The sequence below is a fragment of the Listeria farberi genome (assembly GCF_014229295.1).
Taxonomy (GTDB): domain Bacteria; phylum Bacillota; class Bacilli; order Lactobacillales; family Listeriaceae; genus Listeria; species Listeria farberi.
In genome coordinates this window covers 346,423-359,678 of record NZ_JAARZL010000002.1, presented here as the reverse complement: position 1 = coordinate 359,678, position 13,256 = coordinate 346,423, and the positions used below count along the sequence as shown (strand labels likewise).

General features: G+C 37.3%; 16 protein-coding genes, 1 rRNA gene, 1 pseudogene and 1 other annotated feature. Of the genes and pseudogenes, 6 read left to right on the top strand and 12 right to left on the bottom strand.

The window, feature by feature from the left end:
* Positions 1–59 precede the first annotated feature (59 nt).
* Positions 60–1,609, bottom strand: a 16S ribosomal RNA gene (locus tag HCB38_RS09395).
* Positions 1,610–1,948: 339 nt separating this feature from the next.
* Entirely contained in the window at positions 1,949–2,554 is a 606-nt protein-coding gene (locus tag HCB38_RS09390; RefSeq protein ID WP_185638320.1) for an HD domain-containing protein, read from the bottom strand.
* Between the two features lie 65 nt (positions 2,555–2,619).
* Between HCB38_RS09390 and HCB38_RS09385 the strand changes: the two are divergent.
* Positions 2,620–3,394 (top strand): annotated as a pseudogene (locus HCB38_RS09385) (ABC transporter ATP-binding protein).
* A gap of 49 nt (positions 3,395–3,443) precedes the next feature.
* On the top strand, positions 3,444–3,806 hold the full coding sequence (locus HCB38_RS09380) for a hypothetical protein (RefSeq protein WP_185320094.1): 363 nt from the start codon (positions 3,444–3,446) through the stop codon (positions 3,804–3,806).
* An 18-nt stretch (positions 3,807–3,824) separates the two neighbouring features.
* Here HCB38_RS09380 and pepT read toward each other — a convergent pair whose 3' ends face one another.
* A complete protein-coding gene (gene pepT / locus HCB38_RS09375; protein WP_185618469.1) occupies positions 3,825–5,057 on the bottom strand; it encodes a peptidase T in 1,233 nt (410 codons plus the stop codon).
* Between the two features lie 57 nt (positions 5,058–5,114).
* Positions 5,115–5,645 carry a DUF1697 domain-containing protein gene (locus HCB38_RS09370; RefSeq protein ID WP_185320092.1) on the bottom strand — a complete coding sequence of 177 codons (531 nt, stop codon included), beginning with the start codon at positions 5,643–5,645 and terminating at the stop codon, positions 5,115–5,117.
* A gap of 81 nt (positions 5,646–5,726) precedes the next feature.
* Between HCB38_RS09370 and HCB38_RS09365 the strand changes: the two genes are divergently transcribed.
* On the top strand, positions 5,727–6,482 hold the full coding sequence (locus tag HCB38_RS09365; protein WP_185618467.1) for an exodeoxyribonuclease III: 756 nt from the start codon (positions 5,727–5,729) through the stop codon (positions 6,480–6,482).
* A gap of 40 nt (positions 6,483–6,522) precedes the next feature.
* On the opposite strand, the gene rplT is transcribed toward HCB38_RS09365, so the two are convergent.
* The 4 genes from rplT to HCB38_RS09345 form a co-directional block, all read right to left on the bottom strand.
* Positions 6,523–6,882, bottom strand: coding sequence for a 50S ribosomal protein L20 (rplT, locus tag HCB38_RS09360; RefSeq protein WP_003720097.1), 360 nt, complete (start codon positions 6,880–6,882; stop codon positions 6,523–6,525).
* A gap of 39 nt (positions 6,883–6,921) precedes the next feature.
* Positions 6,922–7,122: a 50S ribosomal protein L35 gene (gene rpmI, locus HCB38_RS09355; protein ID WP_003720098.1), complete on the bottom strand. Its 201-nt coding sequence runs from the start codon at positions 7,120–7,122 to the stop codon at positions 6,922–6,924.
* A 21-nt stretch (positions 7,123–7,143) separates the two neighbouring features.
* Positions 7,144–7,659 carry a translation initiation factor IF-3 gene (gene infC, locus HCB38_RS09350; protein WP_010958948.1) on the bottom strand — a complete coding sequence of 172 codons (516 nt, stop codon included), beginning with the start codon at positions 7,657–7,659 and terminating at the stop codon, positions 7,144–7,146.
* A gap of 82 nt (positions 7,660–7,741) precedes the next feature.
* Positions 7,742–7,880 (bottom strand) — a sequence feature (ribosomal protein L20 leader region).
* Positions 7,881–7,945: 65 nt separating this feature from the next.
* The gene (locus HCB38_RS09345) at positions 7,946–8,476 is read right to left on the bottom strand and encodes an NAD(P)H-dependent oxidoreductase (RefSeq protein WP_185638318.1); all 531 of its coding nucleotides are present in this window, start codon (positions 8,474–8,476) and stop codon (positions 7,946–7,948) included.
* 149 nt (positions 8,477–8,625) lie between these two features.
* Between HCB38_RS09345 and HCB38_RS09340 the strand changes: the two genes are divergently transcribed.
* Positions 8,626–8,985 (top strand): winged helix-turn-helix transcriptional regulator, encoded by a 360-nt coding sequence (locus tag HCB38_RS09340; RefSeq protein ID WP_187122646.1) that lies wholly within the window; start codon positions 8,626–8,628, stop codon positions 8,983–8,985.
* Between the two features lie 109 nt (positions 8,986–9,094).
* On the opposite strand, the gene HCB38_RS09335 is transcribed toward HCB38_RS09340, so the two are convergent.
* From HCB38_RS09335 to rplS, 4 genes are all read right to left on the bottom strand, one after another.
* Positions 9,095–9,958, bottom strand: coding sequence for an SDR family oxidoreductase (locus tag HCB38_RS09335; protein ID WP_185320089.1), 864 nt, complete (start codon positions 9,956–9,958; stop codon positions 9,095–9,097).
* On the bottom strand, positions 9,943–10,380 hold the full coding sequence (locus HCB38_RS09330) for a MarR family winged helix-turn-helix transcriptional regulator (protein WP_185320088.1): 438 nt from the start codon (positions 10,378–10,380) through the stop codon (positions 9,943–9,945). Before HCB38_RS09330 ends, HCB38_RS09335 begins: the two co-directional genes overlap by 16 nt.
* A 285-nt stretch (positions 10,381–10,665) precedes the next feature.
* Complete coding sequence (locus tag HCB38_RS09325) at positions 10,666–11,277, bottom strand: hypothetical protein (protein WP_185638316.1); 612 nt, start codon at positions 11,275–11,277, stop codon at positions 10,666–10,668.
* Positions 11,278–11,601: 324 nt separating this feature from the next.
* Positions 11,602–11,946: a 50S ribosomal protein L19 gene (rplS, locus tag HCB38_RS09320; RefSeq protein ID WP_003728425.1), complete on the bottom strand. Its 345-nt coding sequence runs from the start codon at positions 11,944–11,946 to the stop codon at positions 11,602–11,604.
* Between the two features lie 206 nt (positions 11,947–12,152).
* On the opposite strand from rplS, the gene HCB38_RS09315 reads away from it, so the two are divergent.
* A complete protein-coding gene (locus tag HCB38_RS09315; protein ID WP_185320086.1) occupies positions 12,153–12,587 on the top strand; it encodes a MerR family transcriptional regulator in 435 nt (144 codons plus the stop codon).
* Positions 12,587–13,174, top strand: coding sequence for an NAD(P)H-dependent oxidoreductase (locus HCB38_RS09310; protein ID WP_185618459.1), 588 nt, complete (start codon positions 12,587–12,589; stop codon positions 13,172–13,174). Before HCB38_RS09315 ends, HCB38_RS09310 begins: the two co-directional genes overlap by 1 nt.
* Positions 13,175–13,256 lie beyond the last annotated feature (82 nt).

Sequence of the window (13,256 nt, the reverse complement as noted above, 5' to 3'; positions counted from 1 at the left end):
ACCTCTCAAAACTGAACAAATGTAGAAGAACGAAAACTCACAGGTTTCCTTTTCCTTAGAAAGGAGGTGATCCAGCCGCACCTTCCGATACGGCTACCTTGTTACGACTTCACCCCAATTATCTGTCCCACCTTCGGCGGCTGGCTCCATAAAGGTTACCCTACCGACTTCGGGTGTTACAAACTCTCGTGGTGTGACGGGCGGTGTGTACAAGGCCCGGGAACGTATTCACCGTGGCATGCTGATCCACGATTACTAGCGATTCCGGCTTCATGTAGGCGAGTTGCAGCCTACAATCCGAACTGAGAATAGTTTTATGGGATTAGCTCCACCTCGCGGCTTCGCGACCCTTTGTACTATCCATTGTAGCACGTGTGTAGCCCAGGTCATAAGGGGCATGATGATTTGACGTCATCCCCACCTTCCTCCGGCTTGCACCGGCAGTCACTTTAGAGTGCCCAACTAAATGCTGGCAACTAAAATCAAGGGTTGCGCTCGTTGCGGGACTTAACCCAACATCTCACGACACGAGCTGACGACAACCATGCACCACCTGTCACTTTGTCCCCGAAGGGAAAGCTCTGTCTCCAGAGTGGTCAAAGGATGTCAAGACCTGGTAAGGTTCTTCGCGTTGCTTCGAATTAAACCACATGCTCCACCGCTTGTGCGGGCCCCCGTCAATTCCTTTGAGTTTCAACCTTGCGGTCGTACTCCCCAGGCGGAGTGCTTAATGCGTTAGCTGCAGCACTAAGGGGCGGAAACCCCCTAACACTTAGCACTCATCGTTTACGGCGTGGACTACCAGGGTATCTAATCCTGTTTGCTCCCCACGCTTTCGCGCCTCAGCGTCAGTTACAGACCAGAGAGTCGCCTTCGCCACTGGTGTTCCTCCACATATCTACGCATTTCACCGCTACACGTGGAATTCCACTCTCCTCTTCTGCACTCCAGTCTTCCAGTTTCCAATGACCCTCCCCGGTTAAGCCGGGGGCTTTCACATCAGACTTAAAAGACCGCCTGCGCGCGCTTTACGCCCAATAAATCCGGACAACGCTTGCCACCTACGTATTACCGCGGCTGCTGGCACGTAGTTAGCCGTGGCTTTCTGGTTAGATACCGTCAAGGGACAAGCAGTTACTCTTATCCTTGTTCTTCTCTAACAACAGTACTTTACGATCCGAAAACCTTCTTCATACACGCGGCGTTGCTCCGTCAGACTTTCGTCCATTGCGGAAGATTCCCTACTGCTGCCTCCCGTAGGAGTCTGGGCCGTGTCTCAGTCCCAGTGTGGCCGATCACCCTCTCAGGTCGGCTATGCATCGTGGCCTTGGTAGGCCATTACCCTACCAACTAGCTAATGCACCGCGGGCCCATCTGTAAGCGATAGCCGAAACCATCTTTCAAAAGCGTGGCATGCGCCACATTTTATCATTCGGTATTAGCCCCGGTTTCCCGGAGTTATCCCCAACTTACAGGCAGGTTGCCCACGTGTTACTCACCCGTCCGCCACTAACTTTGGAAGAGCAAGCTCTTCCTCCGTTCGTTCGACTTGCATGTATTAGGCACGCCGCCAGCGTTCGTCCTGAGCCAGGATCAAACTCTCTTTAAAATATAAATTGAATTTGAATACTTATTCAACACCGTGAATAAGATTCCTTGCGTCAAATTGACTTCGCTAGCAATTAAATTACTAGTTTGTTTTTGTTGAAAACAGCTTTCTGTTTTCTGCCCTGCGATTACCAGTGAGACTTTACGTCTCATTGCTTTTCGTCTTCTTCTTTGTTCAGTTTTCAAAGGTCAGTTGCTTTGTTAACGCAACTTTTAAATCTTACCATAAAGTTGAAATCACGTCAACAACTATTTTTAAAATGTTTTTTGATGAATTAATTTGTATCAATTCAGCTTTATCATTATATAACAGCTTTATATTAAAAACAAGCTTTTTAATTTATATTTCTAATTCTTTCTCTAGTGCGTGTATAAAATCCTGCATAATTCTTTGTTTTCCTACTGCAAGTTCCCTACCAGTCTTTGTTTTTAGCTGATTCTGAATTAAGAGTAATTTATCGTAAAAATGCTGTAATGTGGTATTCTCTGGGTGAGCTCGATTAACGATTTCTCTATTGTGTGCTCCTCCGTAAGTAAATGTTCTAGCTATACCGATTGCTCCGATTGCATCTAAACGGTCTGCATCTTGGACTATTTTTTCTTCTATTGCGGAAGCATGGATAGGATTTTTTCCATTTTTAAAGGAAACTGCTTGGATAATTCGTATGATCTTATTGATTACATCTTCAGGTACTTCTTTTTCTTTCATCCAATGCGTGATTATTTCGGTAGCTTGCAGTGGGTCTCGTGTTAATTTGCTATCATTATAATCGTGGAATAATGCGGCTAATTCAATTACAAATTTATCTCCGCCTTCTGTTGCTTGGATTTGTTTACTTAAATGCCAGACTCGCTTAACGTGCTCCCAGTTGTGTCCAGTATTTTCCTTTTCAAAATGGGCCTGCATCCATTTTTGCGCATCAATTATTATTTCTTCATGCTTCATTGGTATTTGCTCCTTTTTTACATTATTTTCATGTACAATAGTATAAAATGGAAATGGGGTATTCGATGTTTGCTTTTGAGAATGTTTATTTAAAGCGAGATAATAAAATGATTTTGTCGAATATTAATTGGGTGGTTAATAATAAGGAAAACTGGGCGATTCTCGGACTTAATGGTTCTGGAAAAACCACTTTACTACAACTTTTAAATGGGTACCTTTGGCCTAGTAGTGGTAGACTTCAAGTGCTTGGGCATATATTCGGCGAGACTTCTTTGCCGGAGTTACGTAAATCGATTGGTTGGGTTAGTAATGCGCTTGATCATCAGCTGAAAGAATATGAGTTAAGTGAGCAAATTGTACTTAGCGGAAAATTTGCGAGTATTGGTATTTACGCGAAAGTTACAACCGAAGAAATACATCTAGCGAAAAAAGTGCTTACTGATATGTGGTGGCGCATCGCTTATTGGAAAATCGTATAAAATTTTATCACAAGGCGAGCGCCAAATTGTATTGATTGCTCGTGCCTTAATGGCTAGTCCTAAGTTGCTTATTTTAGATGAACCTTGTAATGGGCTTGATTTATTTGCGAAAAATCGTCTATTAGAAAGAATTAAGAAGATTGCAGAATTTCCAGAATCGCCAACGATGCTCTTTGTGACGCATCATACGGAAGAAATTCTACCCTGCTTTGATAATATCATTTTACTCCGTGACGGGGAAATAACTCATCACGGAAAAACAGAAAATCTTTTAACAGAGGAAATTCTTCACGACTTTTATCAAAAGCCAGTCGAATTAATTCGGATAAAAGATGGTTCCATTGCAGTCTATCCGAAGTAAGTGGTATAGTTAGTATACGAAAAATGCGTATGTAGAGGGGCGAAAATTTTTGTATGAAACGATGATTGCAAAAGCTGGTGTCCGTGAGCTTCTCGGGATAGATACTAGTTTGATTTATGGTGCGTTTACGTATAAAATGGAAGGCGAATGGATGGATTTAATGGGGCTTTGGATTTCAAATGAAGATGCGTTAATTTTTTACTTAGAAAATGAAGATGTCTACTTACTTAAGAAATTCGCTTATGAAACGATAGACCATTTAGAACAAAAAGTGAGTATTCTTTCCATGACGAAAAAATTGATTTTACATTTTAAAAATAAAGAAAGCTATACGTTACTCGTTGCAAACGGCGAAGCAAAAGTATTTGCCGCTAGGGTAAATGAGCGTATAGAAAAAGTGAGTCTAGGTTGAACTAGACTCACTTTTTTATTATTCTTTTTCTTCAAATAAACGGGCCACTTCAATGATTACTTCTGTAGCTTTAACCATGCTTTCTAGTGCAACATATTCGAATTTACCGTGGAAGTTCTCTCCCCCGCCGAAAATATTTGGTGTTGGTAAGCCTTTGTAGGAAAGTTGAGCACCATCTGTTCCACCACGAATTGGGCTGATTTTTGGTTCAATGTCAAGATTTCTCATTGCCGCGCTAACAATATCCACAATTTCTTTTACGGGCTCGATTTTTTCGCGCATATTGTAATATTGATCATTTAATTTTAATTCTACTGACCCTTTACCATATTTTTCTTCTAACTCTTTAGCAATACTAGCCACATGCGTTTTTCGTTCTACAAATTTCAAGTGGTCGAAATCGCGGATAAGGTAATAGGTGTTGGCTTGTTCTACATCCCCGTTTAAAGAGATTAAATGATAAAAACCTTCGTAGCCTTCTGTGTACTCTGGTACTTCATCTTTTGGAATATACGCATCGAATTCCATCGCCATTTTGATTGCATTAACCATCTTATTTTTGGCTGTACCAGGATGAACACTATTACCATTAAAAGTGATTTTTGCAGATGCGGCGTTAAAACTTTCATATTCGAGTTCGCCGAGTGGGCCCCCGTCCATTGTATAAGCATATTTGGCACCAAATGCTTCTACATCAAAACGTTCTGGACCTCGGCCGATTTCTTCATCTGGTGTGAAGGCAACACGAATTTTACCGTGCTTGATTTCTGGATGGTTGATTAAATAGTTCATTGCCACCATAATCTCTGTAATACCTGCTTTATCATCCGCACCAAGCAAGGTTGTTCCATCTGTAGTTATTAGGGTTTTTCCTTTGTAATTAGCTAGTTCTGGAAATTGTTTCGGTGATAGTACCACGTTTAAGTCTTTGTTTAAAACGATGTCTTTACCATCATATTTTTCGTGCACTTGTGGTTGCACGTTTTTACCTGTTAAATCAGTCGCCGTGTCTAAATGAGCTAAAAATCCAATAACCGGAACTTCTTTCGTTGTGTTAGAAGGAAGTGTTGCCATAACATAACCAAATTCGTCGACTGTAACTTCTTGCATACCGATTTCTTTTAGTTCTGTAACAAGAATATTTGCTAGTTCCATTTGACCTGGCGTTGTTGGGCAAACTGTGCTTTCTTCATTTGACTGTGTATCTACTTTTACATATTTTGTAAATCGTTTTAATAGTTCTTCTTTCAATTCTATCACTCCCTTAGATTAATCCTTTTTCATTATAAACTTGATTTTCAAAAAATTCTATTCCTGGCTTTCGAGTAATGTTTGTAATTTAACAGTTGTTCGCCAATTACGCGTTGTCATTAGCGCTTTTTTATATTCTCCAAGAAAAGCAGGTAATTTTAAGTGATGAATTTGGTTGGAGAAAACATGGATATATAAGGCACGCCCTATTGCTATTACTTCAGCTTGGGTATTTTTTTGTTTAGGGATAGGCATATTTTCATTGTAAAAAGCCACCAGCCAACGTTCTTCTTCCCCAATTATTTCTGGAGGGAACGGGTTGTTTTTGATGATTGATTTGTAATTCTCTCCTGAAAAAACAAATACGTCAATGTTTAAATCAAATTTATGCTTAATTACTTCTGTTATTCTTACTGCTACTTCAGTTTCTGTCTGTAAATTCGAACTGAGAACGAGGTTACCACTTTGGATATACGTTGTTATGTTTTGGAAATCCTTTTCTTGCAATACTTCTTTTAGTTGTTTCATGTTCACTTTATTTTTCCCACCAACATTTACTGCTCTTAGTAAAGCGACGTATTTCTCCATACTATCCCTCCCAATCGTTTAACTACATTATAGCATGTTACTTACGTTATAATAGTTCTATTAGAGATGGGAGGCTTTTAGATGAAATTAATTTCCTGGAATGTAAATGGACTTCGAGCAGCTGTAAAAAAAGGCTTTTTGGAGTATTTTGAAGAAGTGGATGCGGATATATTTTGTTTGCAAGAGACTAAATTACAAGAAGGTCAAATTGAACTTGATTTGCCAGCGTATAAAGATTATTGGAATTATGCAGTAAAAAAAGGGTATTCCGGTACTGCCATTTTTACAAAAGTTGAGCCATTATCGGTGCAATATGGCTTAGGTATTCCAGAACATGATACTGAAGGTCGCGTAATCACACTTGAATTTGAAGATTTTTATATGGTAACGGTTTATACACCAAATTCGCAAGCTGAGTTAAAAAGATTAGATTATCGTATGACGTTTGAGGATGCGATTTTGGAATATGTCAAAAACTTGGATAAAACGAAGCCGGTTGTACTTTGTGGTGATTTAAATGTTGCTCACGAAGAAATTGATTTAAAAAATCCGAAGACAAATCGCAAAAATGCGGGTTTCTCGGACGAGGAACGTGCAAAATTTTCTGCGTTTTTAGACGCTGGTTTTATTGATAGTTTCCGTTATTTTTATCCTGATTTGACCGATGCTTATTCTTGGTGGTCATACCGAATGAACGCGCGAGCTAGGAACACTGGTTGGCGGATTGATTATTTTGTTGTTTCAAAGCGACTGAAAGATAAATTAGTTGATGCTAAAATTCATGCGGATGTGCTTGGTTCGGATCATTGTCCAGTAGAGCTAGAACTTAATTTATAACATAAAAAAATCCCCACTCCAAAGAGTGAGGATTTTTGAATTATTTAGCTAATGCTTTTTTTGCTGAATCAGCAAGTGTGTTAAATGAAGCAATATCATTTACTGCTAAGTCTGCAAGCATTTTACGGTTAATATCAATACCAGCTAATTTTAAGCCGTGCATTAATTTGCTGTAAGAAAGATCTTGCATACGAGCTGCCGCATTGATACGTGCGATCCATAATCTACGGAAATCACGTTTCTTTTGACGACGATCTCTATAAGCATATTGGTAAGATTTCATTACCGCTTGGTTAGCTACTTTGAATAATAAATGTTTAGAGCCGTAATACCCTTTGGCTAATTTAACTATCTTTTTACGACGTTTGCGTGTTACTGTTCCGCCTTTTACGCGTGGCATATTGTCTACCTCCTAGAATTTACAAAAATGTTGTTTCTCTTATTTCATTTTAGCGACCATTTGACGAATACGTTTGAAGTCGCCAGCTGATACCATTGCTGATTTACGCAATTTACGTTTTTGTTTTTGGGATTTGTTAGCGAACATATGGCTAGTGAAGCCGTGTCTGCGTTTTAATTTTCCAGATCCTGTTCTCTTGAAACGTTTAGCGGAACCGCGGTGGGTTTTCATTTTTGGCATGAATTTTTCCTCCTCAAAACTTTACTTTTCATGAAGTGGTGCTAGGACTAAGAACATGGAACGTCCGTCCATTTTTGGTCTTTGCTCAATTGTACAAAGGTCTTCGCACGCTTTTGCAAAACGGTCAAGCACCTTCTGACCGATTTCTTTGTGTGTAATGGCACGGCCTTTAAAACGGATAGAGCATTTTACTTTATCGCCTTTTTCAAGGAATTTACGTGCATTACGTAGCTTCGTATCAAAATCATGTTCGTCAATTGTTGGACTTAAACGAACTTCCTTCATTACGATGACTTTTTGGTTCTTACGGGCTTCTTTATCTTTCTTCTGTTGTTCAAAACGGAATTTACCGTAGTCCATGATACGAGCTACTGGCGGTTTCGCTGTTGGAGCAACAAGCACTAGATCAAGATTAGCCTTTTCAGCAATTTGAAGCGCATCGATTTTACTCTTCACGCCTAATTGTTCACCGTCTTGGTCGATCAATCTTACTTCACGTGCACGAATCCCATCGTTTACCAACATGTCTTTGCTAATGGTGAGCCACCTCCACTTAATTTTGTTACAACAAGATAGAAAATAGCTGTTCAAATCTGCGGCCTGCTAACTCATTCGTTCGAAGGCCATAAAAAAACGGGCTGCTTTTCAGCAATCCCGCACATTCAAAATCGCGTAAGTTACGCGACGAAAGTTTGAATTTTTTGCCTGAAAACGTTCGTGTTAACGAGGCGAGAAGCGGGTTGCTTCTTCTTTCTTGTTTAATAACCTTAATAACTATATCATATGAGGTTTTCAGTGTCAAGGTGAAGTGTAGATAAGATAGTTAGAAAGCATTTATGAATTCACTCGCATAGACTTCTGCATTCTCTGCTATTTCCTCATTCGTAACTTCAAAAGAACTACCATATATAGTATGAGCTCCTCTGTAGTCCGCTTTTATATGATTAATTGTCGCTTGAAATGGGCTTAGTAGTGTTTCGAGCGAGTAACCGATTGGTGCGTCTTCTTGGTAGTTATATTGTTTGTCACCAATGGAGATTGCTAAAGCTAGTTTTTTGCCAGCCATCTTATCCCCTTTCGAACCGTATGCCCAGCCATATGAAAAAACATCATCGAACCATTTTTTTAGTAATGGAGGATAACTGTACCAATAAAATGGAAATTGGATAATGACTTTGTCGTAGTTTTGCAGTTGTTGCTGCTCAAACGCTATGTCGATATCCCAGTTCGGGTACGCTTGATATAATTCGTGAATTTGCACATCTGCTGAATTTTTTAAAAGAGCTTCTTTCCATACTTTATTTACTCGTGAATTTTCGATATTTGGGTGTGCGATAATAACTAATGTTTTCATTCGATTGCTCCTTTATTCTGTAATTAGTATTAATCGTAATTTAGTTTTAAGAGAAAGTAAATACACACTCGAAAGTGGCTTAGTTACTTGTAAGTAAGTGTCTACTAGTGGTATTATTTGCAAGTAATAGAAATGGAGGCTGGAAAGAGTTGAAGGTATATAATTTGGGTGTAGAAGCCACGTTAGATATTATGGGTGGAAAATGGAAACCTTTAATTATTTGTTTTCTTGCTCAAGGGACTAAAAGAACTGGAGAGCTACAACGATGCATTCCAAAAATATCACAGAAGGTTCTGATTCAGCAGTTAAGAGAATTAGAGCAAGATGGTATTATTAATCGAACAGTATTTAATGAGTTGCCTCCTAAAGTGGAGTATAGTATAACAACTTACGGACTTACTTTAAATAAAGTAATTGATACGATGTGTCAGTGGGGTAAAGAAAATATCGCTCTTAGAAATAATCAGGGGGAGCCAGTGACACTGATAGAGAAATCTTATAACCTTTAGCAAATAAAGCAAACCAAACAGCTAGAATACAATCCTAGCTGTTTGGTTTTTTAACGAAATAATTATCAGTGTTACCTCTTCAACTAGCAAAAGAATTTATTTCGAAGGTTTATAAAAATTGTTTTTTATTATCTTCCACATATTGTGCAAAGGAGATAGGCGCTCTGTTTAATATCTGCTCCACAGATTGTGTTACTTTTTTTGCATTACCAAGCTGTGTGATAAAATAAAGCATTACCATTACATTAACAAAATTTTTAGGCATACCTCTTTGCAACATTACTTTTCTAAATTTCCATAGTGATGGTTTGCTATAAGAAATCGTTACCCCTAAAACATCGCTCATTATGTCAGCAGCCTGGTGATAAGAAATGGCTTTTGCCCCAGTAATTTCTATTTTTTGTCCAATATATTTTTCTTCCAATAAACAAACTGCTGCCACTGCTGCAATATCTCTCGTATCAATAAAACTAGTGAGTGAATTCCCCGCTGGAACAAATAAGTCACGGTTTTCTCTGATATCTTGCTGGTGGGTTGTATTTAAATTTTGCATAAAAAAGCTAGGTCTTATAAAAGTATAGGGCAAATTTAATGCTGTTATTTTTTTCTCTATTTTGTTATGTGGTGTCATTGGATTTTTCTCTACACCTATTAAAGAAATAAATACTACTTGCTTCACTTTTAGAAGCTGAACCTTTTCCAAAAAAGGAAACATATCATCTTTTGGTGTAGATAGTTCAGGAGGACGAACAAAAAATAGACGGTCTACATCTTGCAAACAAGATTCATATGTGGAAGCATCTAAAAAATCAAATGCTCTCACTTCTACTCGATTAAAATGTGCTAACTTTTTCTTATATTTTTCCACATTGCGTGCACCAGCTATAATGTTAACTTTTCCTTTATTATTTAGTTCTTCTATTAATGGGTAACCAATATTACCAGTCCCGCCTATTACTAAAATTGTTTCCACTGAACTTCCTCCTTATTTAGCTTCATAAGTACTTTTTGAAGGCAGGTAACTTCTTGGGGTGTTAACGGTTCTAAAAACAGCTCCATTAAATCATCACTCAATTGTTGACATGTTTGAACAATTCTCTTACCTTCAGCAGTTAGCTGCAAACAATAAGAACGACTATCTTCTATGTTTCTCGTTTTTGTAATTAACTTCTTTTTTTCTAGACGTTTTACTATACCAGAGATAGTAGGTTTATCCATATCTAGTATTTTCGCTATTTCTACCGCCTTACTAGTTTTGTCTCTTCTACTATTTAATTCAATTTGGTTTACTACTGCCCATTGTTGAATAGTAATATTTTTTACCATCAAAGCTTCATTTAATTCGTACTTTAACTTTTTGGAGCAATTCATAAATAAATAACCGATATTATCCATATTTATCACCTCTATATAGTTAGTATGCTAACTAAAATAATGTGAATTGTCAATATGTAGAAAGGCTTAAAAAGTTCTAATATTTAATAGTAGCTGCTTTACCACTTAAATGGTTCTTTTCAACATAGCAAATGTATTTAAAGTGAGTAAAGCTAACTAACCTCAATCATAATCTTGCATAAAATAATATCATTGCATTATTCTTTTGTTCTCAAGAAACGATAAAATATACTTCTCTTTCCAAAAAATAAAAAGCATGCAATTAAGCACACTTTTTATTTTTTATCATTGATTTTCTACTTCTTTAATTTCCTCTTTATAAGTGTCTAATGCCTCTTCTTGTACTTTATTAATCTCTTCTTCTTGAATATCACTATCATCACCATATAATTCCGTTTCTTTTTCACTATCGACATTCATTTTTCCGAAATTAACTCCTACTGGAACATAGTATTTATAATCTGAGTCATAAGTCAAAAACAACATATAGGTTTCTTTATTTTCCATTTTCTCATAGCCCGCAACATGATAAGTCGTATTGGTTTTTTCGTCATGTCCTTCATTTTCATATATTGGTATGATATTGTCTTTAGCTAAGCTTTCTTTAGTATCATTTTTTATAACTTGTGCTACCTTAAAATCAGACATTCTATAGACAGCTAAAATCCCGCCTTCAGTATCACGATCAACTTGGGATTCACCTCGCTTACTCAGTGAACCAATAACAATCACGTTACTTGCCTTACTAAGTTCTTCTTCATTATCAAAACCATCTGTTTTAGCCTCTGCAACCACTTCAGTAAAAGGTTTTGGCTTCATTTTCTGATATGTCATATAGCCTCCTACACTTACTAAAAGCACTATGATAATACCAAATATCGTTATTTTTCTTTTCATAACAAAACCTCCATTTAAAATTAGCATTTATACCTTTTTTATCATCAGCTAATGGATACGCTTTTTGATTGACATTTAGAGTTCTGATAAAAGATACAGAATTATTTTTACTTTGCCCAATTGTATAGTTCCATTTTGTTGTGTAAGTTATATAACTGTCAAGCTTTTCCTTAACTATAGAAGATAAGGGATAAAACAGCATCATTATTCCTTAATGTTTTTACCTTTTAATTATTCGCAGTTTCATATGACTCCAACTCTTTATTTTAATTTATAAAAAACAAAAAAACCCTTGATTTCTCAAGGGTTTTAGCCGTTAAATAATTAACGAATTTCTTTAATACGAGCCGCTTTACCACGTAGGTTACGTAGGTAGTAAAGTTTCGCACGACGTACTTTACCACGACGGATAACTTCTAATTTTGCGATACGTGGAGTATGTACTGGGAAAGTACGTTCCACACCAACACTGTTAGAAATTTTACGAACAGTGAAAGTTTCGCTGATTCCAGCTCCGCGACGTTTGATTACAACGCCTTCGAATAATTGGATACGTTCGCGAGTACCTTCGACTACTTTCGCATGTACACGTACAGTATCACCCGGACGGAAATTTGGAACATCTGGGTTTAGTTGACTTTTTGTGATTTCATCAATCAGTTTGTTCATGTTTTTCTCTCCTTCCAACAAACATTCATTCATATTTATAATGAAGCGGAATATCGTTATCAGACTGGTCTCTCCAGTCACCTTATTTAGGTTACCATAAACTAGATTCGCTGTAAAGTTTTTTTCTTACTTTTCTTTAATAAAAAGCTTGACCTTGGAGTATGGTTTAATGTTATCTTTAATATATCAACTTGGAGGTGTCGAATTTGGAACAATGGACAGTAAAGGAAATGGCTGCTTGTGTTGGGATTCGTGCAGATACATTACGATATTATGAAAAAAATAAGATAATAGTACCTAATCGGTTGGAAAATGGGTATCGTGTTTATAACGCACAACATTTACTAGAATTAAAATTCATCTTAGTGATGAAGTATGCACGCTTCTCTCTATCAGAAATAAAACTGATGATGGAGTGGCTAAGGAGTGAACCTTCTGCTTCGTGTAATACTGCGTCCAAAGATTTACTTGCACTCAAGGCAGCCGAAATTAAGCAAACCATCGCTCATTATACTAAAATCGCAGCACTATTAGAAGAACTACCTCAGATAGATGAAGTACAGGATTATTCCGCTATTCAACAAGATGTTAATAGCTTTGTCGAACATATATTTTCAGACATCAGAAAGGACGGATTTTAATGAAAAAAATCGTTGCAATTATCGGAGACCCTCGTGAAAAAGGAACATCTAGAGTCATGTTTTATCAATATTTGGCTTACTTAGAAACAAATTCAAAAATAGAAGTGAAGATTTATGACATTCGAAAATTGGCTTTTGATCCTAATTTAGCTGAGGGGTATCGTACAGAACAAACACCTGAAATAATTGCTTTAAAGCAAGATGCTAGTTCTGCTGATTTATTGCTATTTTCCTATCCTGTTTGGTGGTTTAATGTTCCTGCTGTACTTAAAGGTGTGATTGATCACTTATTCTGGCGCGGAGAGAGTTATAGTTTTAAAGATAAAAAATTTTTGTTTACAGGACCTTGGCGAAAAAAACGTGCACGACTGATTTATACAGTTGGAGGAATGGAACTACAACATAGACTTTTTGGCCGACCAGCATTAACAGCTTTGCGTTACCCTCTTTGGATGAGTGGTGTTCTTTCTGTTAAAGCTACTGTCATAGACCGCCTCGACCTTTCCATTCGAAAGTCTGATGAATACTATTATAAAAAAATAGTACGTGCAGCAAGGAAAGATCTACGTTTCTTATTAAAAAAGTAATTTAGAAAGAATTTTGTTAATCCATGCACTCAACAATTATTTTAAAGTTTTAGTCACGTTGTTGAGAACTTTTCCTGCAATG